The following is a 25,722-nucleotide window of genomic DNA, read 5'->3' on the forward strand; positions in this document are numbered from 1 at the left end:
CTTTGCAAAAATTATTGAGCTGCTGTTTTGGTAAACTTAAGTGTCATGCGATCACTTTCACCAATATCAAGGTACTTTTGCTTATCTTGATCGCCCTTGGCCAAACTTGGGGGTAATGTCCACACACCTTTGTCGTAATCCTTTGTATCTTTAGGATTAGCGTTTATTTCAGAGCTAGCCGCTAATTTAAAACCATATTTATTAGCAAGTTCAACCATCTGGTTTTGTTCCATATAACCACTTTCAGCAGCCATATCGACATTGGCTCGGTGTTCAACAACGCCGAGTGTACCACCAACCTTTAATACATCATGGGCGGCTTTAAACACACCTTCTAACTCGCCTTTCATGGCCCAGTTGTGCAAATTACGGAACGTTAATACATAATCTGCCGAGTTATCTTTACCTAATGACAATTTAGCCGGTGGATCGAGAGTAACAAACTGAACATTGCCCACACTGGCTTTATTTTCACTGACCCATTGCTCAAACTTCATCCCCGCAGATTTATAATACGCTGTTTGGCGATTATCTTCAGTGGGTTTTGTTTCGAAATTGGCGGCAACATATTGGCCATCAGCGGCTACATAAGGCGCAAGAATTTCAGCATACCACCCCCCACCAGGCCATAACTCAATCACAGTCTGATCGGGTTTTACACCAAAAAATGCTAATGTTTCTGCTGGATGACGATATTGATCGCGCAGTTTATTTTTAGTCGACCGAAACTCACTGGCCACAGCTTTGGCGAGCGCAGCATTGACCTGCGGCGCAGTAACGGATTTCTCGTCAACACTATCCGCAGCGTATATTACCGTTGACATACCTAAACTTGATAAGCCAATTAAGGCCCCTAACATCATGTTACGTTTCATTTTGACACTCCCTTTTTTCGATCAACTTTACGCCAACAGAGCCATAACATAAACCCACTGAATGCAAGCCATGTCATCACCCATAACCATGCGGGTAGCCAAGTCATTTTAGCTAACATCACCGCATCGCCTTGACCACTTAACCCCAATAACACCATAGGACTAGCCATGGCATTAAGGATAATCATTAGGCCTAATATACGCAGTAAGGTGTTTAGCAGACTACTATTTTTTAATTTAAGTGGTAACAAAAAAAGTATTATTAATACGCTAAGAATAATGATCGTTAATACATCACGCGCCCAAAAAAGTAATGACGCAGCCACAGTGAGGGCTAACAAGGTTAAGGTAAATCTAATCGTTTGCTTTTGAGTTGCCATCAGAAATATTGAGTATCCCCATAGCGCCGCACCAAAATAACCAGCGTAGGCAATAAGTATACTGCTACCACCTTGACTAAAACAAAAGCCCGCGCCATTTGGAAATAATTGAATATGACTCACAGAGCCACCAGTCAATAACGTTGCGATACCATGAGATAACTCGTGAAAGTAGCTTTCAAACCATTTAAAAGGGATAGAGATATAAGGAAATCGAGTCAGTAGGAAAGCTAGCAGTAATTCAATCATAAAACGCCTGCGACTGGGTGTTGCAGACAACGGAACATTAGGCATATAAATCAATACCAACCATTTGTTGAATTTCATCTCTTTTAGCAGAATGCTGTGTTGATAAATATTGCGCGATAGCCCCCCGTTGACTGTAAGTATCACGGTCATATTCAACCCGAGCTTGCTGTTTAGCCGACAAAGTTGAATCATCAACTATGGCCATATTGCGCGCTTCAATGCCTTGAATTTGTTGCTCGGAAGCAGAGACATTAACAACAATAGGCTCAATGGCCGCCGTAATAGGCCGATTACCAGCAACAGCTTGACTCAGGGTTATTGGACCTGATTGATTATTTGCCATTGATAATGCAGCATTTATCGCCATTAACGACACCATTTACCTATACTTGTATCTTATACTCTATGTCAAATTACCTTTAATGGCTATTCTCGACCAGGAAGTTTTTTCCATGTAACGGTATCTCGAAGGTACACTGGTGCCAGTTCATCAACACTGGTCTGTAATCCATGTTGGTACCCGTGCTGCGCCAGAATTAACATGGCTTTCGCATCTGGATAAGTCGCTTCTGCACATGGTGTCATGTTTGGCGCAATATTGAGTAACTCTGGATAAGCTTCAAAACCGGTACCGCATACACTAATACTTTGCTGGGTATCGAGTATTAATTCAATTACCTCTGGTACGCTAACGTGTTCTTCACCCACTAATGTCGCTATGCCGTCTTTGGCAATGTATTGGCCCCAATAGACTTCGTTCATGCGGGCATCAATACAACATAGAACTTGGCAGGCATTGTGTTGTGATATTGCTAACTGAGCCATTGCGGCTAACGTTGAAATACCAATAACGGGTAAATCAAGGCCTAACGCTAAACCTTGCGTCATACTGGTACAAATACGAATACCGGTAAAACTACCAGGGCCACGGCCATAGGCAATCATGTCCACATCGGCCAATGTCACTTGGGCTTGGGCCAATACATCATCAACCATAGGCAATAAACGTTGGCTGTGTTCACGAGGAGCATCGGCAATAAGTGCAAACACCTTACCATTGGTGGTTAACGCAGCAGAGCAAGTTTCGGTGCAAGTATCAAGAGCGAGGATGGTTAACGGCTTTGGCATTATGATGGGTTACCCAGTAAAAAAGCATCAAATTAGACTTAATATGATAACTGATGCGCACCGTTTTAAAAAGCTTAAGGAATTTGTTTTAAAAATTGCAATGCACGGTCTAAGTCACGTGTACGCTGCATTGGCGGCAGAGAATTAATAAAAGCTTGCCCGTAAGCCCGATTAACAATGCGGTTATCGCACAAGATAAGTACTCCGCGATCTTTTTCATCGCGAATAAGCCGCCCGACGCCCTGCTTTAAACTAATGACTGCTTGCGGCAAAGAAATATGACTAAAGGGGTCAAGTCCCTGACGCTCGGCATTGGCGGCACGGGCTTTGTATAAGGCATCATCTGGTGACACAAACGGCAGCTTATCAATAATCACGCAGCTTAATAATTTACCTCGAACATCGACCCCTTCCCAAAAGCTGCTGGTACCGAGCAAAACGGCATTACCTAACTGTCTAAATTTATTTAACAAACTTTGTTTACTCGCTTGGCCTTGTACCAATAAAGGATAAGCCACTTTACCTTGCAATGCCGATGCAACTTGCTCGAGCATTTGATGGCTAGTAAACAAGATAAACGTGCGGCCTTGCGCAGCATTGATTGCTTGAACACATACATCAACCAGTTGTTTAACCGTATGCTGCGACTGCCCCACTTTACCTAAATGACGTGGCACACAAAATACTGCCTGATTAGGATAATCAAACGGGCTATCTAAAATAATTTGTTGTGCCGATGATAATCCTAGCTCAGTCGCAAAATGAGCCAGGCTGCGGTTCACCTGCAAGGTTGCCGAGGTAAAAATCCACCGAGTATTGGCATCAAATAATTGTTGGCATTGTTTAGCGACATTGATAGGACTAAGTCTTAACATGATAAAACGCGGACCTAGTTCAACACTGTAAGCTGCTTGAATATCTTTACATTCAAAATAATCTTGCAGCTTTTGAGACAATTCATACAATTGCTCGAACGCTAAATCGAGTTGATCATCGCGACCAAGATGATGGCGCATAGAATTGGCCAGATCAGTCAACGCTTGCTGTAATGCCCACGACACTGTCGCTAAGTGTTTATTGGCAAGTACTTTTCGCCAATCAGATACTTGACTGTCGTACATGGCATTATGCCAATCACTTAACGCTAACAAACCACGTTGCGACAATTGCTCTAGTTGAATGCTGTCGCGGATCACCTCTTTGTGAATTTTGATGATGCCATTTAATAACAGATCAATTTCGCGGCTGGATATATGACTACCAAAATAGTTGATGCAAATATCCGGCACCAAATGGGCTTCATCAAAAATGACCACATCAGGATCTGGCAGTAACTCGGCAAATCCGGTGTCTTTGAGTAATCGGTCGGCAAAAAATAAATGATGATTGACCACCACCACTTTGGCCTCCATCGCCCTAATCCGCGCTTTACGGGTAAAGCACACGTCATAATGGTCACATTTTTTACCCGTACAGGTTTCTTTGGTGCTAACAACACTAGGAATAACGTTAGAATGCTCTGCCACCGAGGTTAAATTGCCTATGTCACCATCTTTGCTTAAATGTGCCCATTGGTTAATCTTAAGCAAATCATCAATATAATATTCGCTTAATTGGCTGGCCATTTGCATCTGTTTTTCAAGGCGTAAATGGCATAAGTAATTATTACGCCCCTTAAGTAATGCAACAGGCACATGGATATCGAGCATGGTTAACAATGCTGGTAAATCTTTGAGGAATAACTGTTCTTGTAGATTTTTACTGCCAGTACTCACCACCACTTGTTTGCCACTGAGCAAGGCTGGAATTAAATACGCGAAGGTTTTTCCTACGCCTGTGCCCGCTTCTAAAATGAGATTATGCTTTTTAGCAATAGCATCGCTTACCGCAACAGCCATATCAGTTTGAGTTTGGCGATTATGATAATTGTGTACATGTTTGGCTAACGCACCACGCTCGCTAAACTCATGGATTACAGATTGGGTCAATGTAGAGCTCAAAGCATCCTCAAATTATCGCGCTAATGCTGATGTAGTGTGATTTGGGCTATTATGCTTATAACGGCATCATGTTCCAACTGTTTATCACCAAAAGTTGTAAAGGCAGTTGTATAAACAATATCGATGATTTGACTAAATTTAGACCAGAAACAAAAATGCTGGCCACCAGCGTGACTCAGCATTTCTTGACTCGTATAAAATATAATCAAAAGTTTATTTTTTAGTAATTCAGAGAACTGGTTTTGAATGTGGTGTTCAGGGGTGAATTCAAATACTACTTTTTCATTGGTAACCTTGCGTTTAACACTTATGCTCGTGACTTTTTTTGCCGATTTTGACCGAATAAGTCAAATGACAATATATCAGGCATCACAAAATCATCCGTAAAACATATCTTCTATATCCACGTTGCCACTTGCTCCTTGGTGGGTTTACTGCCTTTGTGGACTACTTTTTCATCAATCACCACTGCTGGTGTACTCATCACCTCATAAGCCATAATTTGTGCCATATCGGTGACTTTTTCGATTGTTATCGTGACCCCTTTTTCATCCGCAACCGCTTGAACAAGTTCCGCAGTTTCAAGGCATTTTTTACAACCAGAACCTAAGACTTTAATGATTTTCATTTTTTACTCCTTGCGACTAGCCTAATTAATTAGCAGACAATAGAAACGGTGCAACCCCATTAAATATCCACCCCACTAAGGTGAATGCAACCAACAGTAAACAAAATAGGATGACGAGCAATCGCCATTGCATGACTTGCTTTAGCAAAATAAACTCAGGAAAACTGGCAGCCACCGTGCTCATACAAAATGCCAATGTAGTACCAATTGGCAAACCATTAACAATCAGGCTTTCCATGACCGGAATAACTCCGGTCGCATTCGAATATAGCGGAATACCGAGTAACACAGCAGCAGGAACAGACCACCATTGTCCGTCACCCAAATGCGCGGCAATCCAACCGTCTGGGACAAAGCCGTGTAATGCGGCGCCCAAGCCCACACCAATAATGACCCATTTCCACACTCGGCCAAATATATCTAGCATCTCAGTTTTGGCAAATTGATGCCTTTGCCTTAACGACATGGCTTGCACATTGGCACTATCATCAACTGTATTGCCAGCCTTCTGCTGACCACGTTTTAACGCTTCTGCTGCAAATGATTGTAACCAACGCTCAGCCTTAATGCTGTCAAGAAACAAGCCGCCCAGCATACCGACACTCATGCCAACGGCGATATATAACAAGGTAAACTTAAGCCCTAAGAGGCTCATTAACAGCAATATCGCCACTTCGTTGATTAAGGGTGAGGTAATCAAAAAGCTCATGGTGATCCCCAATGGGATCCCCGCAGAGGTAAAGCCTAAAAATACCGGAATACTCGAGCAAGAACAAAATGGCGTTACCACACCAAAACCCGATCCCATTAGGTAACCTAGCCCTCTGTGCTTGCCGGCTAAATAATCTCTGACTCGCTCAACATTTAACGATGCTCGCATTAAAGCAATGAGATAAATCATCACCAATAACAAAGCAAAAATTTTAGTCACATCTTCAGCAAAAAAATGCAGGGCATCGCCGAGTTTTGTCTCTGGAGACAATCCCAATACACTGTAAACAAGCCAAGAGGCAAAATCTGAAAAGACCTGAAACATAAGTCGGTAACCCCAAATTTACTTGGTATTAGGATAACGGCTTTTACTCAGGCGATATAAGCGCTAGATCTCGCTTTTGCGGATAGTAGAAATAAACTTAAACAAGCTAGTACGGGAAATGTTGAAATGGAAAATCTTAATTCAATCAATGAATGATATGCAACATCATCTTATAAGGTGTGCTAACAGATAAAAAGCAGCAGACACAATCAATTAGTGTAAGCTAGCACTATGCTTTCTTTCATTTAATCGCAATGCCCAGTTTCCCTTATGTTGCTGCTCACAGGCGGTTTCTGTATCGAAGCTAACATGTTGATTAATATTTTTAAACTCAATGCCATCTTTAGCTAAAGTACACTTAATTAAGTCTAATAATGCGGCTTTATCACCATTTTGGCTACATTGTCTTAGTTGTGTTTCAGTATCAAATATACACACTATCTGAAGGCTCTTAGGATACAAATCATAGTCAACAATATGGGTAATCCACGCAAAACCAGGATAGGCATTTAATGCATGTTCGCATACGGCCGTTAACCCTAGCCTTATTTGATTGTCTCTTTTTTTGTCATTTTTACGCATTAATACTCGCTTGGGGCCACATAGTCTAGATACTAATGATTAATTCAATATAAAAGTTAGTCAGTTAACAGTCATTCTATCATATCTGTGGCGGAACAATTTATTGCAATATTAACAGCATCATAATAACGTAACCTAAATGAGAGTGAATCGAGCAAACACAGTAAGCTTAAGGAAAAGCAGTAATGAAATGGTTAATCGTGGTGGTAATAAGTTGGTGTATCGGGTTTATCAGTTATCCACTGATCTGGCCGAGCGACGTCATAGACACAACTAAAACCCCAGAGGAGTTGACTCAAACTCAACAAACCAACACGCTAAATTCGCTATCGGCAGACAAACTAGCTTTGCATTCAGTAAATTATCCTTCGCAAAACTCTCTAGACCGCGATGCCTTTAAGGCGTCATTAAACAGCGATGAAACACCTTACATGTCGATTTTTCGTATCATGCAATTGGCTGAACAAGATCCCCTTGAAGCATTGCTCGTTGCCCAAGAAACGCAACACGAAGACTTATACGGTTTAATTTTAGAAATCGCTGGAAAAATGCAATTTTCGAACGTGATCTCATGGTTAGAACACCAAAAATCCACTGAGCTATACGAATCATTACTCGACAGTTATTTGCGCGGTCTAGCGACCGTTAATCCACAGCAGGCGTTAAACGAGATTGATTTATTAGCAGTAGAGCCGATGAAGTCATCGATAATGATGTCGATTGTCGATTCATGGGCAAGCTCAGATGCAATAGGGGCATTTGAATGGTTAAAGTTACAACCTGAAACGCAATCGACCTTAAAAATGTACTTAAATACTATGTATTATTACATTGAACAATCACCTAATGAGGCTGCAAATCTTATTGCATCGTTACCATTGAATGAGTCGACAAATTATCTGATTACCTCGATGGTATATCAGCTAGTTGAAAAGAATATTCAAGAAGCTGTTGATTGGTTGGATGGCATTGCCGTTGAACAACGCGCCAGTGGCGTTTTCATTATTTCACGCAAAATGGCAGAAACCGATCCAGAGGCCGCGTTGATTTTTTTAAATAATCAAAAACAAAGCTACAATTTAAACCAAGACTATTTCAATAGCGCCCTAGCAGAAATCGCCAGTGTTGAACCTAACATGATGTTAGCCAGACTTGATAACTACGAGGCTAGAGTGCAACGCGATATTATTATTAACGCTAGCTATGCCCTGGTAGAATATTCTGAAAACGATTTTTTACAATTGATTAATCCATTGTCTGATAACAACAAAGATATTGCATTAAATCAACGTTCAGCTCAGCTGAATCAAACAGATCCTCAGCAAGCGTTTAATGTAGCCGAACTCATTAATGACCCCGCAACAAGACTAGAATCGATTATAAATACTATTACTGTGTGGAGTGGATTTGATAAGCGATCGGCGCTGGCTGCCATTGATAACTCAAGCCAACTAACGGCCAGTCAAAAAGGTGAAATCAGCACTCAAATACAATTACAGCTGACATCGTCAAATATTATTTATCCATAAATGCCCATTATGAGATTGCCTCAATGACTTGCTGAGTGACTCTATGTGATAATTTAACAATATCAGTATGCTGTTATCAATTCATGATAAACAAAACAGATTAAACACTAGGTGTGCTGAGAGAGGATGCGGGTTAGATGCGGTTTTTTTGCTTAAAAAGGGTATGATTCAAACTGACGATATAGGCTAAGTAACCAGCAGAGTTAGCACTATATCAACTGACATTGACTCTATTTCCACCCGCATTTTTAGCACTGTACATAGCCTTATCTGCATATTGAATCAATTGCTGTTCATCATCACCATCATCAGGATAACGTGCCATACCAATACTAGGGGATAGCTGCAGAACGAGATCATCAAACCGATAAGGTTTATCGAGTTCAGAACGAATGTTTTCAGCAATAACAAGCACTTTTTCTAGGGAATTAATACAGTTTAGTACAACTAAAAACTCATCGCCGCCAAAGCGCCCAACCGTATCAGATTTACGAACACAATGGCGTAAACGTTGAGCTATACTCTTTAACAGTTTGTCACCAACCAAATGGCCATAACTGTCATTGATATGCTTAAATCCATCAATATCAATAAACAGTAATGATAAAGATGCTCCCTCACGACGCGCTAACCCTAATGACGTTTGCAAGCGTTCAAATAACAATGCTCTATTGGGCAATTCTGTTAATGGATCATGTCCTGCAATGTAATGAAGTTGTTGTTCCATTTTTTTGCGATCAGTGATGTCGTGAGCAATCGCAATCCTAAACTGATGATCTTCTGACCACCTTGCAGACCACAGAATATCAACTATGTTGCCATCTTTGCGGACCCAACGATTTTCAAAACGCCGCTGATGCACTCCGCTCATTAGTGTTTCAACAACTTTAAGTGTTTTTAGTCCATCATCAGGATAAACAAAATCAATCATTGGTTTATTGATGACTTCAGCTGGTGCATAACCAAATATATCTTCAAACGCTGCACTCACAAATACAAAACAACCACTTTTATCCACTACACAAACAGCATCAAGCATTAAATCCATAACTTCCCTAAGCGCAGCTAGGTCAATGGTCTTCATACAATGCATACCCCGAGAACGTTGTTTTATCACTAATAAAGCAATATATAATATTATGAGCTTAGTTAAATATACTCAATGACTTTAATGAACATCCTTTAATGACATCCATTAAAGAAGTGTAAGGTCTGAAGCCATATTAGCAACAAAGTATAGTGTATCGATTCAATAAAAAACAAATAAACCATTAACAATATTCACTTTTCACTCCAATTTCGACCTATTTTATCATCAGCTTATGACCTTTCCGATGTATTGAATGAGTAAAATTAATACAACATAGTATTTACTATCATTAGATAATCAACGACTCAATGGTTACAAAAAAAGTTAACTCACAGATAACACCATTCTGTAAATTTTGCTGACTGCTGTCCTAACGGTGAACCAATAAACTCATATCGCTTTATTAATAACCAATAAATATCTTGTTATTGGCTTATTTAGGTAACTTGACATTAAACTTATAACTTATGCAAAAATTTTGACCTGTAAATCGCATTTTATGTTTATCGACTATTGCAAACTGTTATAAATACGGTTAAGTTTAATCGTATAGTTTTTAGCGAATAATTAATGTAAACGTAATGGTTAATAGATAGTCAACAACAACCATTACAACAAACATACTTAAAGAGTAATTAATATGAACATCCAAGTGACTACATTCCACCATCATCACCATATGCGGTAGCCTTCGGATGCTTACTGCCGAAGGATGTTATCCTTCTGGTGGTGAACAAAATTTCACATAAACCCCTGGAAGGAATTTCAGGGGTTTTTTGTTTTTCTAAATTTATATTTTTATTTAAGCTTTTAAATTTACAGAATTTTATATTTAATACATAAGGAAGTATCACATGAGTGAGTCAAAACGTTTACGTATCGCCATCCAGAAATCAGGCCGTTTATCAAAAGAGTCTCAACAGTTACTAAAAAGCTGTGGGGTTAAATTTAATGTAAATGAGCAACGCTTGATCGCACACGCAGACAATATGCCAATCGATTTATTACGCGTTCGTGATGATGATATTCCAGGCCTAGTAATGGATGGTGTTGTTGACTTAGGTATTATCGGTGAGAACGTTCTTGAAGAAGAGCAAATTGAGCGTCAACTCGCAAACAAGCCTGCTGAATGCACTAAATTACGTGAGTTAGATTTCGGTTCATGCCGTCTATCATTAGCTGTACCCAATGAGTTTGAATACAAAGATGCCAACTCACTTGAAGGCTTGCGCATTGCGACCTCTTACCCGAATTTACTGCGCCGTTTTATGCAAGAAAAAGGCATTAACTACAGCGATTGTATGCTAAAGGGATCGGTTGAAGTAGCGCCACGAGCAGGATTGTCAGACGGTATTTGTGATTTAGTCTCTACAGGTGCCACCCTTGAAGCGAATGGCTTGTATGAAACTGAAGTGATTTACCGTTCAATGGCGTGCATCATTCAATCTAATACAACTCAATCAACTGAAAAACAAGCACTAATCAATAAAATCCTATCGCGTGTTAATGGCGTTATCCGTGCTCGCGAAAGTAAATACATCTTATTGCACGCGCCAATTGAAACCTTAGATCAAATCGTTGCCCTACTCCCTGGAGCTGAAAACCCAACCGTATTACCACTAAATGACGACACTAATCGGGTGGCAATTCACGTTGTAAGTACTGAAGATTTATTCTGGGACACAATGGAAGAATTAACTGCGCTAGGTGCAAGCTCAATTCTGGTCATGCCTATTGAAAAAATGATGGGGTAACACAAATGCAAATTCTCGATTGGGCTCCTTTATCTACCGAACAGCAACGACAAACCTTAGCGCGTTCTCCATTAGTGGGTGACGCAAGTGTTGAGCAAGGTGTTCGCAACATTATTGAGCAAGTTAACGCTCAAGGTGATAGCGCATTATTGGCTTATAACAAAAAATTTGACGGTGTTGAGCTAACAGAATTAGCGTTATCAACTGACGCCATTGCTGCAGCGTGTGCACGAGTGGGTGACGACGTTAAGCAAGCAGTTGCACAAGCGGTCAACAACATTGAAACCTTTCATAAGGCGCAAGTGTTTCAGGGTGTAGATATTGAAACTCAAGCAGGAATTCGTTGTGAACTCAGAAGCGAGCCTATCGAGCGTGTTGGCTTATATATTCCAGGCGGTACGGCACCATTAATCTCAACGGTCATGATGCTAGCCTTACCGGCAAGAATAGCCGGTTGTGGCAAACGCGTATTAGTCAGCCCTCCGCCAATTAATGATGCAATTATTTATGCAGCCAATGTTTGCGGCATTACCGATATTTTCCAAGTCGGCGGCGCGCAAGCCATAGCCGCACTGGCTTTTGGAACAGAATCCGTACCAAACGTTGATAAAATATTTGGTCCGGGTAATCGTTACGTGACTGAGGCGAAACGCTTAGTGTCACAAGACAGCCGTATTAGCGTATCAATTGATATGCCAGCGGGTCCTTCTGAAGTACTCGTGATTGCTGACAAAGATGCTAATCCAGCTTTTGTAGCAGCCGATTTATTGTCGCAAGCAGAACATGGTGTTGACTCGCAAGTGATGCTAGTGACCGATTCATTAGCACTAGCAGAGCAAGTCAACCAAGCATTAATTGAGCAATTAGCACCATTGAGCCGTAAAGACATCGCCGCAGAAGCGCTTAAATGCAGCAGAAGTATTATTGTCAGTGATATGGATGCGGCCGCTAAAGTGTCTAACTTGTATGGCCCGGAGCATTTGATTATTCAAACGGCTGCACCTCGGGAAGTACTACAGCAAATTCGCGGTGCGGGTTCTGTGTTTTTAGGCGCATTCACCCCTGAATCGGTTGGCGATTATGCCAGTGGCACCAACCACGTGTTACCGACCTATGGTTACAGCCGTTCGGTATCTAGCTTGTCATTAGCCGATTTTAGTCGCCGCTTTACAGTGCAAGAACTCAGTCAGCAGGGATTACAAACCTTGGGGCAAAGTGTCATGGTATTAGCAGAGAATGAGCTTTTAGATGCGCATAAAAATGCTATCGCAATCCGTTTAGCCAGTATGTAACTGTTAAGCCTAGAGCAAAATCTGTCGTGTTCAGTTAACACCTTATTAGAGTTGAAAGTAGAGAGCATAGCCATGAGCCAGACCCAAGTAGCGACTTTTGATCCAAACACCTTGGCCAGACCCGAATTACTCACGTTAACACCTTATCAAAGTGCCAGACGTATTGGCGGTAGAGGTGATATTTGGATCAATGCCAATGAATCGCCATTTAATAATAGCGACCTTGATAAAGTGAACCGTTATCCAGAATGCCAGCCACCTGAACTCATCAATGCTTACAGCAGTTATTCCGGTGTGAAAGCCAGTAACATAATTGCCAGTCGTGGCGCTGATGAAGCGATTGAATTACTCATTCGCACCTTTTGTATCCCTGGCGTCGACAGTATTGCTTGCTTTGGACCGACTTATGGCATGTATTCAATTAGTGCCGCAACCTTTAATGTGGCTGTCACAGCGCTAAGTTTAACCGACAACTATCAGTTACCGGACGCGTGGCCAACCCAAATAGGCAATGCAAAAGTAGTGTTTATTTGTAATCCCAATAATCCAACCGGCACCGTACTTGCTAAAGACAAGATTGAACAAGCCATTCAAGCGGCGCCAAACTCGATTGTAGTGGTCGACGAAGCTTACATTGAATTTTGCCCAGACTACAGCGTGGCTGATTTACTTGATCAGTACCCTAACCTTGTGGTGTTGCGTACCTTATCAAAAGCATTTGCCTTAGCTGGTGCTCGATGTGGCTTTATGCTTGCGAGTGATGCCATTATCGATTTAGTGATGCGAGTTATCGCACCGTATCCAGTACCTTTGCCAGTATCTGAACTTGCGGTAAGAGCCTTAAGTCCTGCTGGCATCGATACTATGCGAACTCAAGTCGCCAGTTTAATTGAACAAGGCCAACGCTTAAGCGTTGCGTTAACCGCCTATGGCGCTACAGTGCTGCCTGCTAATGGTAACTATGTGTTAGCAAAATTTGACGATGTTAGCGCTGCAGCCAAACGATTAAGTGATTCCGGCGTGGTTGCCCGTGCATACAAAGATCCACGCCTTGCTGATGCAATTCGCTTTAGCTTTACCAATGAACAACAAACCAATTTGATTATCGCTTTGTTTGAAAAAGCGGTGTCAGAGTCAGTAGCATAAAAGTTAAAGCCGTATCAATAGATACTGTGATTAACCTATTGATAAACACATAAATCAAATTGAATAGATAAAACCAACAGATTAAAACAAATAAAATTACACCCTATTTAAGGCATTGAACATGAAACAGAACATATTATTCATCGATCGCGATGGTACATTAGTGGAAGAGCCTGCCATCGACAAGCAGCTCGATAGTTTGGCAAAACTAGTGTTTGAACCACAAGTGATCCCAGCGTTACTTAAATTGCAAAAAGCCGGTTTTCGCTTGGTGATGGTCAGCAACCAAGACGGTTTAGGCACACCTTCGTTTCCAAAAGAAGACTTTGATGCCCCGCACGACATGATGATGCAAATTTTTGCAAGCCAAGGTGTAGTATTTGACGATGTGGTTATCTGTCCACACTTTAATGATGAAAACTGCAGCTGCCGTAAACCTAAACTAGGTTTAGTAAAAGACTACTTAACCCAAGGCAAAGTAGATTTTACCACTTCAGCAGTGATTGGCGATCGTGAGACCGACGTTGAACTTGCCAATGCAATGGGTATTAAAAGCTTTAAATATAATCGTCAAACACTCGACTGGGACGCTATAACCAGTGCTTTATTAAGTAAAGGTCGCGTGGCAACAGTAGTGCGTACCACCAAAGAAACCAACATCAAAGTGACCATAGACTTAGATAATCAAAGCAAGGGAAAGATTGAAACCGGAATTGGCTTTTTTGACCACATGCTGGATCAAATTCAAACCCACGGTAACTTTAAAATGGACGTGCATGTTGACGGCGACCTAGAAATTGACGACCACCACAGTGTAGAAGACACCGCACTGGCCATTGGCGACGCGATTCGTCAGGCCCTTGGCGACAAGCGCGGTATCGCTCGTTTTGGTTTCAGCTTACCCATGGATGAAGCCAGCGGCGAGTGCCTAATGGACATTTCTGGTCGCCCATTCATAAAGTTCAATGCTGACTTTGATCGTGAAATGGTCGGTGAAATGGCTATCGAGATGGTGCCACACTTTTTCCGCTCATTCGCTGATGGCCTACGTTGCACCTTACACATTGGTTCGCAAGGCGATAACGATCACCACAAAGTAGAAGCACTGTTTAAAGTGTTAGGCCGTACGCTTCGCCAAGCGGTGAAAGTAGAAGGTGACATACTGCCATCAAGCAAAGGTGTGCTGTAAGGAGTTCATGTGACACAAGTATCGAACGCTTCAAACGCTACCAATGATCTTACCGTGATTATTGATACCGGCTGTGCCAATTTAAGCTCTGTACGGTTTGCTTTTGAGCGCCTTAACGCCAATGTCTTAGTCAGCGCTGACTTTGATGTGATCCGCAGCGCAGCAAGAGTGGTATTGCCAGGTGTTGGCACCGCTGGTGCGGCCATGGACGCCTTAAAACAAAAACACCTAATTGAGCTGATTAAAAGCTTAACGCAACCCGTTATGGGCGTATGTTTAGGCATGCAAATGCTGGCATCATTGTCTAATGAACATGGTGGTCGTAGCGAACGAAATATCACCTGTTTAGGCCTAGTGCCGACTGATATTGGTGACTTAGACAGCAAAGGTCTGCCCTTGCCGCACATGGGCTGGAATCAAATTGAGGTGAGCGATCATCCATTATTTGTCGGCATTGAAAATGGCAGCTACGTGTATTTTGTTCACAGCTACCGTGCGCCAATCAGTGAATATACCCTAGCCAGTAGCACTTATGGCGAGTCATTCAGTGCCGCCATTGGCAAAGGTAATTTTTTTGGGGTGCAATTCCACCCAGAAAAAAGTGCCAAAGTAGGCGCACAAATTTTGCAGAACTTCTTAAACATGGGGACACCACAGTGATTATTCCTGCCATTGATCTAATTGACGGCCAAGTTGTGCGTTTGTACCAAGGTGACTATGACAAGCAAACCACCTTTGACTTAAGCCCTCTGGCACAATTGCAGTCTTATCAAGCCCAAGGGGCAAAACTGCTGCATATCGTCGACTTAACCGGTGCAAAAGATCCTAATAAACGCCAAACCCAATTAATCGCTGAACTTGCTGCAGGGCTTGATGTTGATATTCAAGTCGGCGGCGGTATTCGAACTGAAGCGCAAGTCGCAGAATTATTAGCTATCGGTGTTAAGCGTGTAGTCATTGGATCTCTTGCGGTTAAAGAGCCTGAGCTGGTAAAAAGCTGGTTTGTAAAATACGGCAGTGAAGCCATTTGTTTGGCTCTGGACGTTAACATCAACGATAACGGCGAAAAAATTGTCGCGGTATCGGGTTGGCAATCGGGTGGTGGTAAGTCATTAGAGTCGTTAGTGGCAGAATTTGAAACCGTCGGCCTTAAGCATGCTTTGGTGACTGATATCAGCCGTGATGGCACCTTAAATGGCGCCAATACGCAGCTCTACACTGAACTTGCCGCGACTTACCCTACTCTCCTTTGGCAAGCCTCTGGTGGCATTGCTACGCTCGATAACGTTGCCGCAGTTCGCGACAGTAAAGCATCGGGTATTATTATCGGCAAAGCTTTATTAATTAATCAATTTACCGTCGAGGAGGCAATACAATGCTGGCCAAACGCATAGTTCCGTGTCTTGACGTTCGCGAAGGCAAAGTGGTTAAAGGTATACAGTTTCGCAACCACGAAATTGTCGGTGATATCGTTCCCCTCGCCGCGCGTTATGCCGAAGAAGGCGCTGATGAGTTAGTGTTTTATGACATTACCGCCAGTGCACACGACCGGGTTATCGATAAATCTTGGGTAAGCCGCGTTGCTGAACAAATTGATATTCCGTTTTGCGTCGCCGGTGGAATTAAAACCATCGAGCAAGCACGCGAAAAACTTGCTTTTGGTGCGGATAAAATATCAATTAACTCGCCTGCATTAAGCGACCCGAGTTTGATATCACGCCTACAAGATGAGTTTGGCCGCCAGTGTATCGTTATCGGCATTGACTCATTTTATGATGCTGCAACTGACAGTTACAAAGTAAAACAGTTTACCGGCGATGAAGCAGCGACCAAAGACACTCAATGGTATACTCAGGATTGGGTTGAAGAAGTGCAAAAGCGCGGTTGTGGCGAGATTGTATTGAACGTCATGAACCAAGATGGCGTGCGCGGTGGTTATGACATCAAACAACTTAGCATGGTACGCGCTATTTGCGATGTGCCGTTAATTGCTTCTGGTGGTGCAGGCACTATGGAGCACTTTAAACAAGTGTTTGAACTTGCCAAAGTTGACGCCGCATTAGCAGCAAGTGTGTTCCATAAAGGCATCATTGATATTGGTGAGTTAAAACGATACTTGCACGCCAATAACATCGCGATTCGTTTATAAGCTTAGATTTTTACGAGACTAAACATAGCCTCACCCAAAAAGAGATTACAAATGACAGACATCAAATTTGATAGCACAGGCGTAGATTGGGACAAGCAACAAGGCTTGATACCAGCAGTGGTGCAGCACCACCTAACGGGCAAAGTACTTATGCTAGGTTATATGGATCAAGCGGCATTAGAGAAAACCTTAGCCACTAAACAAGTGACCTTTTTTAGTCGCTCTAAACAACGTTTATGGACCAAAGGCGAAACCTCTGGTAACACGCTTGATCTCATCGCTATCGACAAAGACTGCGACAACGACAGCTTTTTAGTGCAAGTGATCCCTAACGGCCCAACCTGTCATACAGGAACAGAAAGCTGCTGGAAAGATGGTAACGCGCATCCTTTTATCGATAATCTGACTAAACTGATTATTTCCCGTAAAGGCCAAAGTGCTGATTCAAGCTATACTGCCTCACTATTTGAACGTGGTACTAAACGCATTGCCCAAAAAGTCGGTGAAGAAGGCCTTGAAACAGCCCTTGCCGCAGCCACTCATGACAAAGAAGAGCTTGTTAATGAAGCATCAGATTTGATGTATCACTTAATCGTGTTGCTAGAAGATCAAGGTTTGTCGATGGCCGATATTAATCAAAACTTACTAGAGCGCCATACCAAAGCCAGCAAGTCTGCCACCGGTCAGTAACGTTTTAGCCCATTTTATTAAAAAGACGCCGAGGCGTCTTTTTTAGTAATATTATCAAAGTCATGATTGTCGTTAAACAACTGATACACACTACAACGAATGAGTAGAAGATCATAACCGATAATAATGCATTCAAATCGTATATGATTAATAAAACTCTTTTTCACCCGGAGGGCGAGTTTTAAGTAGTTTTAAAAACCACATGTATTGTTCTGGATAAGCATTAATCACTTGCTCAACCACTTTATTTAATGCAATAGCTTCGTTCTCTTTACCAACCATCTCTTGGGGATTTATCGCTGGCATCACAGTCATAATAAATTGCTTAGCTTGTTGATCGTAACCAATCTTAACTGGCATGACTTGGGCATTACCTGCTTGAGCTAAGCGCCCTACGACCGGTAATGTGGCTTTCACTGTGCCCATAAAAGGCGCAAATATACTTTTATCAGGTCCGAGATCTTCATCAGGCAAATAGAAAAAACTATTATCGTTTTTTAATTCGGCTAACAAGGCTCTGATCCCTGCTTCACGCATATACACACGTCCACCTTGACTGCTACGCATTCGATTACTAAACCAATTAAATAATCCATTTCGATGTGCTTTAACCATAGTCACTAACGGAATTTCTAAGTTGATTCTCAGGCCCGCGTATTCCATCGGCCAGACATGCGGCATAATAAAAATGATCGGTTGCTTAGCATCTCGAGCAGCTTGCACATTTTCAAAGCCATTAAGTTGAATACGGCGTTTTAAGTAGGCTTTAGACCGAATAAGCAACTCAGCTTGTGACAATAAGGTAATCACAAAAGTCTCAACATTTTGTTTAATTAACTCATCGACTTCGTCAGGCGACTTATCAGGGAAACAATGCGTAATATTAACCTTTGCGATTCGTATTGGTTTGCTAGCTACTTTCATCACCACGCGGGCCAATAATTTCGCAATAGGATCTCTTACAGTTGCGGGAAGAACACCAAACAGAAACAACACGGCGATGGCTAACCATGTTCCCCAGTAACGAGGATGCAGTAATGATTGCTTAAAACGAGTGTCAAAATATTTTGCTTGTCGTGCCAAAAGAATCTCCAAATAAACTGACCGTGAGCCACGGCAAAAAATAATATGCTAACAATGTCATTATACTCGTGATTAAGGAGTGCAAACCAACATTATAATCAACAATAACAAAACGACAGTATCACCTATAGCATCGCTCTGACGCATAAGACAGCGTCAATAAGATTATCCGATATAACAATTTGAAATACCAATTCCATTAATTACGTGCTCAATCAGAGTCACTGGATTTTTTCAGTTTGAGGCGCATTGTTGAATTAATGCTTGTCCCTCATAAAACAATGCCACAAAAAATGGAAAGCTTAAGTGAGTCCCAAGGGCGGGTTTTGTACCATCAGCACGACTTAATATGATTTTGACGAAGAACAACTATGCCTACAATCCTATTACTTGCCTAAAAGGCACAACACTCCCACTGAATGACCAGATAAATATTGGAATGGGTATAATATCCATAATCAATACAGACGATAAACGGTATTCGTCAAACTCAAAAACAAAAGAGCCACTCAATTAAGAGTGGCTCTTCGTAATACAGATCCGATCGGATTGGCGTATTAACTAGTGAATTATTTTTTACCCGAGTTTGCCGCTTCAACTCGTGATTTTAGCTTCTGTCCAGGACGGAAGGTAACAACACGACGTGCGGAAATCGGAATATCTTCACCAGTTTTCGGGTTCCTTCCCGGTCTTTGATTCTTGTCCCTAAGGTCAAAGTTGCCAAAGCCAGATAACTTGACCTGCTCACCACTTTCGAGTGCTTCACGAATTTCTTCAAAAAAAGACTCGACCATCTCTTTAGCCACACGTTTGTTAATGCCTAATGTTTCAAAAAGATGTTCTGCCATTTCGGCTTTGGTAAGTGCCATACTTTAATCCCTCAACGATGCGTTGAACTCGGTCTTTAGAGCCAATACCACTGATTCCATAGCCTCAGTAATATCTTTATCTTCAAGTGTGCGAGTAGTGTCTTGTAACGTAAGTGCGATGGCTAGGCTCTTTTTGCCAGGCTCAACACCTTTACCTTGGTATACATCGAACAAGTTTAAGCCAACCAACTGATTTTCGCCAACTTTTCTTATCAAATTCATAACATCAGTTGCAGAAACAGTTTCATCTACTACTACCGCGATGTCGCGACGATTGGCAGGAAACTTAGATACAGCTTGGGCTAGCGGCAAACGGGCGTGCAATAATGCATCCAGTTCTAACTCAAAAACAATTGTTTTACCATTGAGGCCAAACGGCTTTTCCAAACTAGGATGGATAGCACCGATGTAACCAATGACTCGATTATTTCTCAATATTTCAGCACATTGACCTGGATGCAGCGCAGGATGTGTTGCCCCTTTAAAACTAAATTCTGTAGAGGCAACTGTCAAGCCGATTATTGCTTCTAAATCACCTTTTAAATCAAAGAAGTCGACAGTTTTCGATTCCATTGACCAATGTTCGTCATTTTGAACACCAGAAATAACCGCGCCCAGCATAGCTTGTTGACGAACACCAGAATCTGCTTGTGCATCAGGAACAAAGCGTAAACCGGTCTCAAATAAACGTACTCTATTTTGCTGACGGCTTTGGTTGTAACCTACAGCAGTCAATAATCCAGTAAACATCGACAAACGCATGGCTGACATTTCAACTGAAATCGGGTTTGGCAACACCATGGCTTCTTCGCCTGGGTGCACAATATTCTGCATTTTTGGATCAACAAAGCTGTAGGTCACCGCTTCTTGGAAACCTCGTGCAACAAACATACTGCGCACACGCTTAAGCGAGATATCAGCTTCTTGGTGATCAGACATGCTTAACGCAGCCATAGGGGCAACGTTAGGAATGTTGTTGTAGCCGTAAATACGCGCCACTTCTTCGATCAAATCTTCTTCAATCGCCATATCAAAACGATAAGTCGCAGTGGTCACATTCCATACATCAGCGTTGGTTTGCACGCTAAAACCTAAACGTTCTAGTATTTCAACCACGTCAGAGTCAGGAATAAAGTGACCTAAGGTTTTATCTAACTTGCTACGACGCAAAGTGATATTAGCCGCTGTTGGTAAATGCTCCGCAGACAAAGCTTCAATCACTTGCCCTGCTTCACCACCACAGATATCTAATACTAGGCGAGTAGCACGATCCATCACCTTATGTTGTAGCTCAGGGTCAACACCACGTTCGAAACGGTGTGACGCGTCTGTGTGTAAGCCTAAACGACGTGATTTACCCATAATGGCTAGTGGTGAGAAGAAAGCACATTCCAAAAGGATGTTTTGGGTGTTTTCACTCACACCGGTACTCTCACCACCAAACACGCCTGCCAATGCAACAGCTTGTTTATCGTCGGCAATCACTAAGGTGTCGTTGGGGACAGTAATTTCGTTACCATCTAGCAAAGTTAACTTTTCAACACCATCTGCCAAACGCACAGTAATGCCGCCGTTTAAGGTAGCTAAATCAAACGCATGCATTGGCTGACCAAATTCGATCAACACAAAGTTGGTGATATCAACAATTGGATCAATTGAACGAATACCGCTGCGACGTAGCTTTTCTTGCATCCATAATGGCGTAGCAGCTTTAACATTAATGTTCTTAACCACACGGCCTAAGTAACGAGGGCACAAATCTGGCGCCACAACATTAATGCTAAACGGTGCGTCAATAGTCGCTGTAACGGCTTGCCAAGAAGGCTCGGTCACTGCTTGGCGATTTAATACGCCCACTTCGCGCGCAAGCCCTGCCATGCCTAAACAATCAGCACGGTTAGCTGTTAAATCAACATCAATAATGGCGTCATCTAATTGCAAGTATTCACGCACATTTACGCCTAAAGGCGCATCTAGTGGTAATTCGATAATGCCATCACTTTCGATGTCCATACCTAACTCGCCATACGAGCACAACATGCCCATTGATGGTTGACCACGTAATTTGGCTTTTTTGATTTTAAAATCGCCAGGCAATATTGCGCCGACCATGGCTACCGCAACTTTTAAGCCTAAACGGCAGTTTGGTGCGCCACAAACGATGTCGATAAGTTCATCGCCGCCAACATTAATTTTGGTAACGCGTAGTTTATCGGCATCAGGATGCTGGCCACATTCAACCACTTCACCAATAATCACGCCGCTAAAATCGCCAGCCACAGCATCAACACCGTCAACTTCAAGGCCGGCCATGGTAATTTGGTGTGATAATGCGTCACGACTTACTGATGGGTTAACCCACTCACGAAGCCAAGATTCACTGAATTTCATCTAATTTTTGCTCCGTTATTTGAATTGCTTAAGAAAACGTAAATCGTTCTCGAAGAAGGCACGTAAATCATTTACGCCGTAGCGCAACATGGTTAAACGCTCAACGCCCATACCAAAAGCAAAACCAGAATATTTTTCAGGGTCAATACCCACACTGCGCAGTACGTTTGGATGTACCATGCCACAGCCTAATACTTCTAACCACTTACCGTTTTTACCCATCACATCCACTTCGGCAGAAGGTTCTGTGAAAGGGAAATAAGATGGGCGGAAACGCACTTCTAAATCTTGCTCAAAGAAGTTACGCAAAAAGTCATGCAAGATACCTTTAAGCTCAGCAAAGTTAACATTTTCTGCAACCATTAAGCCTTCAACTTGGTGGAACATTGGCGTGTGTGTTTGGTCGTAATCGTTACGATAAACTCGGCCTGGAGAGATGATCCGTAGCGGTGGCTTTTCATGTTCCATTGTGCGAATTTGCACGCCAGAAGTTTGGGTGCGCAACATCACTTTTGGATTAAAGTAAAACGTGTCATGATCGGCACGAGCAGGATGATGCTCAGAAATATTTAACGCATCGAAATTATGGAAATCATCTTCGATTTCGGGACCTTGCTTGACAACAAACCCAAGTTCACCAAAGAATGTTTCGATACGTTCGATTGTACGCGTAACCGGATGTAAGCCACCAATATCTAACGTACGACCAGGTAAAGTGACATCGATATTTTCAGCAATTAATTTAGCTTCTAATTCTGATGCTTTCAATCCGTCGATACGCTCAGTCAACTGTTGTTGAACGGCTTGCTTTGCTTGATTGACTGCGGCACCAAAGGCAGGTTTTTCTTCTGCGCTTAATGACCCCATCATTTTCATCATGTCAGTGATTTTACCTTTTTTACCAAGGTAATCGACACGGATATCATCCAATGTCTTTAGATCACTGGCCTTATCAATGACCTCTAAGGCTTGTTCTACGATCTCGGTTAACTGCTGCATGTTATCATCCACTGCATTTGTGCATATCAATGCGATTGGGCGTCTGGTCGACTATTAACAATCAATAGTGACGACGCGGTAGTTTAACTCTTGTCAAAAGCCACAAAGAGCTAAAACTAAGGTTAAAAATAAAGACTGAAATTTTACGTTAGCGACTACCATTTTACTAGTCATTATTGGACTTTTTAATGCCAAATAGTTGTATTTAACTACAATTTCGACGTCTATGTTGCTAGTGATTGCCTATTGCCTATCATTCTTATTAACTGCAGGGGAATTTTTACATGCCAGCCACAAATCATTTGGCATAATTACGTAATAAAAAAGGCGCGTTATGCGCCTTTTTACTGAGACTAACTCAAATAGATACTCATCGATAATCAGTCAAATCTTATTATCTAAAGCGCATCGTTGCTGAGCCTGTTTCACCGTCATTATCAACCACAGTTAACTCAACGGTATGTTCACGACGGCTGAAACTAAAGGCCACAGGTCCGCGCGCTTTGCGGCCATTATTAAAGGCCCATTGCTGGCGCTTAATGACACCGTCTTGGTCATAGCTAGTTGAAATAAATAACTGCATAAACCATAAATTTACTCGCTGAATTTGCGCAATGGGGGCCATGTTGACAGGCTCGACAATACTTATGCTGCTAACACTCGTCGCAACATCACCTTTGTCATCGGTAACGGTTAATTGCACTTGGTAATCGCCTGATTGCAAATACTGATGCGAAGCCGTCACGCCAGATGCCACAGTGCCATCACCAAAGTCCCATTGATGCTGAACAATTTGGCCGTCACTATCAGTTGAAGTTGACTGAACGTGCAATACACTGCCATTTAATTGTTGCTCAAAGCTGGCCACAGGTAACGCATTTGCTGGAGCAAATTTAAACGAGATAATCACAGGATCATGATCGGATGAACGAAATGCATCCGCTTGATACAATTCTTGCAGTTGTGTTGCCGATTTATACTCTTCGTTATAATCCAGTACGATAGGCTCATCGGCGTTAATGTGCCATTGAGTAATGCCGACTAAGTTACTGACTAATTCATCATTGGCTAAAGCATGATCTAGCTGACCTGACTCACCAGAAAACACATAAGAGTAAGGCTTTTGGGCACCGACATAGCTGGTTAATTCATTATAACCATGACTTGCTAGCATGGTTAACGGATCTTCTTTTGCGTAGGCATTTAAATCGCCTATTACCAGTACTTTGCTATCAGGGTATTGCGCCGCTAACCATTGGCCAATAGCATCACTTGCTCGAGTTCGAGTTTGGTTACAATTACCTTGACCATCTTGTAAGTCAGGATCACCAAGACTATCACAGCTGCTGCCTTTAGATTTTAGATGATTCACGGCAACCACAATATTCTCGTCTGTGCCATTGACAGTAAATTGCTGAGTGAGCATTGGACGATTTTTACTGTCATCAAACAATTGCACGCCATTATCATCAGCGGGTGAATTTGCTGATGATAAAATCCCAGCCTCACCAGATAGCGTCAGTTTATCAGTGCGATAAATCATTCCCACAGTAATTGCATCGGTGCCGATTTTTGCCACGCTAGGCACTACATACGCATAAGTTGTTGTGCCTAGTGCCGCATTTAAACCGCTAACAAGATCACTGATGGCCGAGCTAGTGTCATAGCCATCATTCTCAATCTCCATTAAACCAAAGACATCGGCATTGATAGTTTGCATGGCATTGATAATTTTTGCGCGTTGACGCTCAAATTCAACGGCTGAATCAGCACCGCGATCAGTTGGAAAACCGTTACCGTTACCATCGCCATTGAAGTAATTGAGCACGTTAAAACTGGCGACTCTTAAATCGGCATCGGCAACCACTTCTGGTGCCATTTGACGTGGATTACTTTGGATAACATTTACTAAACTGGTCGGCATAATGCGGAATTGATTAAAGCCATAATGCATTACCCCTTCAAGCCTAGTCACACTATCACCCACTCGTAAGGTATTATTAGCCGATAGCCCGGGCGCAGGATACGGGATCACTTCAGGATTTTGGCGAGTTGAACCATCATCTAAAATAATGCTGTCACGGGAATTCGCGGCTGTAACGGCAACAGCATCAGCACCTGGAGTCGCGACCTGAGTTCCAATAAAGTGGCGGCTACTGCCTAATAACACTTCCCCATAGCGGCCTAAGCTGTATACCTCATTGACCACTAAATCCTGGTCAAAATACACACGCATACCTTCAACACGCTCAAGCTGCTGACTGTCATTTATTGGCAAGGTAACCGATGAGACACTTGGCAACATTTGCTGAGTAGCACAAAGCGCAAATTGGCTAACGCCCGATAACTGAGTCACACCGTTATATTCTGCTACATTTGCGGCTAGTCGAATCCTATCGCCCGCATTAACTTGTAACGCCTGAGTGCCGGTATAGACAAATATACCTTCCGAAGTGTCTATATCAGCATCAGCTTCAAGGTCAGCCATTTGCAAGAACACGCCTTTTAAACCCGCTTGCTGATCGCTGGTGACAATAGCTTCAACAACCACTGTATTCCCTATCAATGCGCTGGCTTGAGCATTACCTTGTATTTCATGAATAGCGACAGCTGATTGACCACAGACAAACTCAACAGGGTCAACTGGATCAACTGGATCAACT

At 42.3% G+C, this 25,722-nt stretch carries 23 protein-coding genes; 9 read left to right on the forward strand and 14 right to left on the reverse strand.

Features of this window, described 5'->3' with window-relative positions; translation table 11 throughout:
* Window positions 1–11: 11 nt before the first annotated feature.
* From H5185_RS03910 to H5185_RS03945, 8 genes are all read right to left on the reverse strand, one after another.
* Window positions 12–875, reverse strand: a complete 864-nt coding sequence (locus H5185_RS03910; RefSeq protein ID WP_182741395.1) for a class I SAM-dependent methyltransferase — start codon at window positions 873–875, stop codon at window positions 12–14.
* A complete protein-coding gene (locus tag H5185_RS03915; protein ID WP_182741396.1) occupies window positions 872–1,549 on the reverse strand; it encodes a M50 family metallopeptidase in 678 nt (225 codons plus the stop codon). Before H5185_RS03915 ends, H5185_RS03910 begins: the two co-directional genes overlap by 4 nt.
* Window positions 1,542–1,871, reverse strand: a complete 330-nt coding sequence (locus H5185_RS03920; protein WP_124018144.1) for a hypothetical protein — start codon at window positions 1,869–1,871, stop codon at window positions 1,542–1,544. Before H5185_RS03920 ends, H5185_RS03915 begins: the two co-directional genes overlap by 8 nt.
* A gap of 59 nt (window positions 1,872–1,930) precedes the next feature.
* On the reverse strand, window positions 1,931–2,632 hold the full coding sequence (gene tsaB, locus H5185_RS03925) for a tRNA (adenosine(37)-N6)-threonylcarbamoyltransferase complex dimerization subunit type 1 TsaB (protein WP_182741397.1): 702 nt from the start codon (window positions 2,630–2,632) through the stop codon (window positions 1,931–1,933).
* Between the two features lie 74 nt (window positions 2,633–2,706).
* A complete protein-coding gene (locus tag H5185_RS03930) occupies window positions 2,707–4,632 on the reverse strand; it encodes an ATP-dependent DNA helicase (RefSeq protein ID WP_182741398.1) in 1,926 nt (641 codons plus the stop codon).
* A gap of 397 nt (window positions 4,633–5,029) precedes the next feature.
* The gene (locus H5185_RS03935) at window positions 5,030–5,260 is read right to left on the reverse strand and encodes a thioredoxin family protein (RefSeq protein WP_182698537.1); all 231 of its coding nucleotides are present in this window, start codon (window positions 5,258–5,260) and stop codon (window positions 5,030–5,032) included.
* A gap of 25 nt (window positions 5,261–5,285) precedes the next feature.
* Window positions 5,286–6,296 (reverse strand): permease, encoded by a 1,011-nt coding sequence (locus H5185_RS03940; RefSeq protein WP_124018140.1) that lies wholly within the window; start codon window positions 6,294–6,296, stop codon window positions 5,286–5,288.
* A 213-nt stretch (window positions 6,297–6,509) separates the two neighbouring features.
* Window positions 6,510–6,878, reverse strand: coding sequence for a Fis family transcriptional regulator (locus H5185_RS03945; protein WP_182698535.1), 369 nt, complete (start codon window positions 6,876–6,878; stop codon window positions 6,510–6,512).
* Between the two features lie 185 nt (window positions 6,879–7,063).
* Here H5185_RS03945 and H5185_RS03950 point away from each other — a divergent pair, with 185 nt between their 5' ends.
* Window positions 7,064–8,407 (forward strand): hypothetical protein, encoded by a 1,344-nt coding sequence (locus tag H5185_RS03950; RefSeq protein WP_182741399.1) that lies wholly within the window; start codon window positions 7,064–7,066, stop codon window positions 8,405–8,407.
* Window positions 8,408–8,621: 214 nt separating this feature from the next.
* Here the strand turns inward: H5185_RS03950 and H5185_RS03955 are convergent, their stop codons facing one another.
* Window positions 8,622–9,491: a diguanylate cyclase domain-containing protein gene (locus tag H5185_RS03955; protein ID WP_182741400.1), complete on the reverse strand. Its 870-nt coding sequence runs from the start codon at window positions 9,489–9,491 to the stop codon at window positions 8,622–8,624.
* An 860-nt stretch (window positions 9,492–10,351) separates the two neighbouring features.
* On the opposite strand from H5185_RS03955, the gene hisG reads away from it, so the two are divergent.
* The 8 genes from hisG to hisIE all read left to right on the forward strand — a co-directional run bounded on the left by hisG (window position 10,352) and on the right by hisIE (window position 17,717).
* Complete coding sequence (hisG, locus tag H5185_RS03960) at window positions 10,352–11,251, forward strand: ATP phosphoribosyltransferase (RefSeq protein ID WP_124018136.1); 900 nt, start codon at window positions 10,352–10,354, stop codon at window positions 11,249–11,251.
* Between the two features lie 5 nt (window positions 11,252–11,256).
* Window positions 11,257–12,543, forward strand: coding sequence for a histidinol dehydrogenase (hisD, locus tag H5185_RS03965; protein WP_182741401.1), 1,287 nt, complete (start codon window positions 11,257–11,259; stop codon window positions 12,541–12,543).
* Between the two features lie 72 nt (window positions 12,544–12,615).
* Window positions 12,616–13,689, forward strand: a complete 1,074-nt coding sequence (gene hisC, locus H5185_RS03970) for a histidinol-phosphate transaminase (RefSeq protein WP_182741402.1) — start codon at window positions 12,616–12,618, stop codon at window positions 13,687–13,689.
* A 121-nt stretch (window positions 13,690–13,810) separates the two neighbouring features.
* Window positions 13,811–14,878 carry a bifunctional histidinol-phosphatase/imidazoleglycerol-phosphate dehydratase HisB gene (gene hisB / locus H5185_RS03975; protein WP_124018133.1) on the forward strand — a complete coding sequence of 356 codons (1,068 nt, stop codon included), beginning with the start codon at window positions 13,811–13,813 and terminating at the stop codon, window positions 14,876–14,878.
* A gap of 9 nt (window positions 14,879–14,887) precedes the next feature.
* Window positions 14,888–15,538 carry an imidazole glycerol phosphate synthase subunit HisH gene (gene hisH / locus H5185_RS03980; RefSeq protein ID WP_182741403.1) on the forward strand — a complete coding sequence of 217 codons (651 nt, stop codon included), beginning with the start codon at window positions 14,888–14,890 and terminating at the stop codon, window positions 15,536–15,538.
* Entirely contained in the window at window positions 15,535–16,272 is a 738-nt protein-coding gene (gene hisA / locus H5185_RS03985) for a 1-(5-phosphoribosyl)-5-[(5-phosphoribosylamino)methylideneamino]imidazole-4-carboxamide isomerase (RefSeq protein WP_182741404.1), read from the forward strand. The genes hisH and hisA overlap by 4 nt, the downstream gene beginning before the upstream one ends.
* Window positions 16,254–17,027: an imidazole glycerol phosphate synthase subunit HisF gene (hisF, locus tag H5185_RS03990; protein WP_182698529.1), complete on the forward strand. Its 774-nt coding sequence runs from the start codon at window positions 16,254–16,256 to the stop codon at window positions 17,025–17,027. The genes hisA and hisF overlap by 19 nt, the downstream gene beginning before the upstream one ends.
* A 51-nt stretch (window positions 17,028–17,078) precedes the next feature.
* Window positions 17,079–17,717: a bifunctional phosphoribosyl-AMP cyclohydrolase/phosphoribosyl-ATP diphosphatase HisIE gene (gene hisIE / locus H5185_RS03995; protein WP_182723647.1), complete on the forward strand. Its 639-nt coding sequence runs from the start codon at window positions 17,079–17,081 to the stop codon at window positions 17,715–17,717.
* Window positions 17,718–17,864: 147 nt separating this feature from the next.
* On the opposite strand, the gene lpxM is transcribed toward hisIE, so the two are convergent.
* The 5 genes from lpxM to H5185_RS04020 all read right to left on the reverse strand — a co-directional run.
* Window positions 17,865–18,800 (reverse strand): lauroyl-Kdo(2)-lipid IV(A) myristoyltransferase, encoded by a 936-nt coding sequence (gene lpxM / locus H5185_RS04000; RefSeq protein ID WP_124018128.1) that lies wholly within the window; start codon window positions 18,798–18,800, stop codon window positions 17,865–17,867.
* Between the two features lie 569 nt (window positions 18,801–19,369).
* A complete protein-coding gene (gene ihfA / locus H5185_RS04005) occupies window positions 19,370–19,669 on the reverse strand; it encodes an integration host factor subunit alpha (protein WP_011637176.1) in 300 nt (99 codons plus the stop codon).
* 3 nt (window positions 19,670–19,672) lie between these two features.
* Complete coding sequence (pheT, locus tag H5185_RS04010) at window positions 19,673–22,060, reverse strand: phenylalanine--tRNA ligase subunit beta (RefSeq protein ID WP_182741405.1); 2,388 nt, start codon at window positions 22,058–22,060, stop codon at window positions 19,673–19,675.
* Between the two features lie 15 nt (window positions 22,061–22,075).
* Window positions 22,076–23,059 (reverse strand): phenylalanine--tRNA ligase subunit alpha, encoded by a 984-nt coding sequence (gene pheS / locus H5185_RS04015; protein WP_182698526.1) that lies wholly within the window; start codon window positions 23,057–23,059, stop codon window positions 22,076–22,078.
* A gap of 394 nt (window positions 23,060–23,453) precedes the next feature.
* The coding region (locus H5185_RS04020) for an ExeM/NucH family extracellular endonuclease (protein WP_182741406.1) at window positions 23,454–25,722 on the reverse strand (2,269 nt) is incomplete at its 5' end.

Origin of the sequence: Shewanella sp. SG44-6, assembly GCF_014164185.1 — a bacterium.
GTDB classification, from domain to species: Bacteria; Pseudomonadota; Gammaproteobacteria; order Enterobacterales; family Shewanellaceae; genus Shewanella; species Shewanella vesiculosa.

What these genes read in the sequence shown, in the direction of transcription:
- H5185_RS03910 (WP_182741395.1), bottom strand. Translation starts at nt 875, where the DNA reads ATGAAACGTAACATGATGTTAGGGGCCTTAATTGGCTTATCAAGTTTA.
- H5185_RS03915 (WP_182741396.1), bottom strand. Translation starts at nt 1,549, where the DNA reads ATGCCTAATGTTCCGTTGTCTGCAACACCCAGTCGCAGGCGTTTTATG.
- H5185_RS03920 (WP_124018144.1), bottom strand. Translation starts at nt 1,871, where the DNA reads ATGGCGATAAATGCTGCATTATCAATGGCAAATAATCAATCAGGTCCA.
- tsaB (WP_182741397.1), bottom strand. Translation starts at nt 2,632, where the DNA reads ATGCCAAAGCCGTTAACCATCCTCGCTCTTGATACTTGCACCGAAACT.
- H5185_RS03935 (WP_182698537.1), bottom strand. Translation starts at nt 5,260, where the DNA reads ATGAAAATCATTAAAGTCTTAGGTTCTGGTTGTAAAAAATGCCTTGAA.
- H5185_RS03940 (WP_124018140.1), bottom strand. Translation starts at nt 6,296, where the DNA reads ATGTTTCAGGTCTTTTCAGATTTTGCCTCTTGGCTTGTTTACAGTGTA.
- H5185_RS03945 (WP_182698535.1), bottom strand. Translation starts at nt 6,878, where the DNA reads ATGCGTAAAAATGACAAAAAAAGAGACAATCAAATAAGGCTAGGGTTA.
- H5185_RS03950 (WP_182741399.1), top strand. Translation starts at nt 7,064, where the DNA reads ATGAAATGGTTAATCGTGGTGGTAATAAGTTGGTGTATCGGGTTTATC.
- H5185_RS03955 (WP_182741400.1), bottom strand. Translation starts at nt 9,491, where the DNA reads ATGAAGACCATTGACCTAGCTGCGCTTAGGGAAGTTATGGATTTAATG.
- hisG (WP_124018136.1), top strand. Translation starts at nt 10,352, where the DNA reads ATGAGTGAGTCAAAACGTTTACGTATCGCCATCCAGAAATCAGGCCGT.
- hisD (WP_182741401.1), top strand. Translation starts at nt 11,257, where the DNA reads ATGCAAATTCTCGATTGGGCTCCTTTATCTACCGAACAGCAACGACAA.
- hisC (WP_182741402.1), top strand. Translation starts at nt 12,616, where the DNA reads ATGAGCCAGACCCAAGTAGCGACTTTTGATCCAAACACCTTGGCCAGA.
- hisB (WP_124018133.1), top strand. Translation starts at nt 13,811, where the DNA reads ATGAAACAGAACATATTATTCATCGATCGCGATGGTACATTAGTGGAA.
- hisF (WP_182698529.1), top strand. Translation starts at nt 16,254, where the DNA reads ATGCTGGCCAAACGCATAGTTCCGTGTCTTGACGTTCGCGAAGGCAAA.
- hisIE (WP_182723647.1), top strand. Translation starts at nt 17,079, where the DNA reads ATGACAGACATCAAATTTGATAGCACAGGCGTAGATTGGGACAAGCAA.
- ihfA (WP_011637176.1), bottom strand. Translation starts at nt 19,669, where the DNA reads ATGGCACTTACCAAAGCCGAAATGGCAGAACATCTTTTTGAAACATTA.
- pheT (WP_182741405.1), bottom strand. Translation starts at nt 22,060, where the DNA reads ATGAAATTCAGTGAATCTTGGCTTCGTGAGTGGGTTAACCCATCAGTA.
- pheS (WP_182698526.1), bottom strand. Translation starts at nt 23,059, where the DNA reads ATGCAGCAGTTAACCGAGATCGTAGAACAAGCCTTAGAGGTCATTGAT.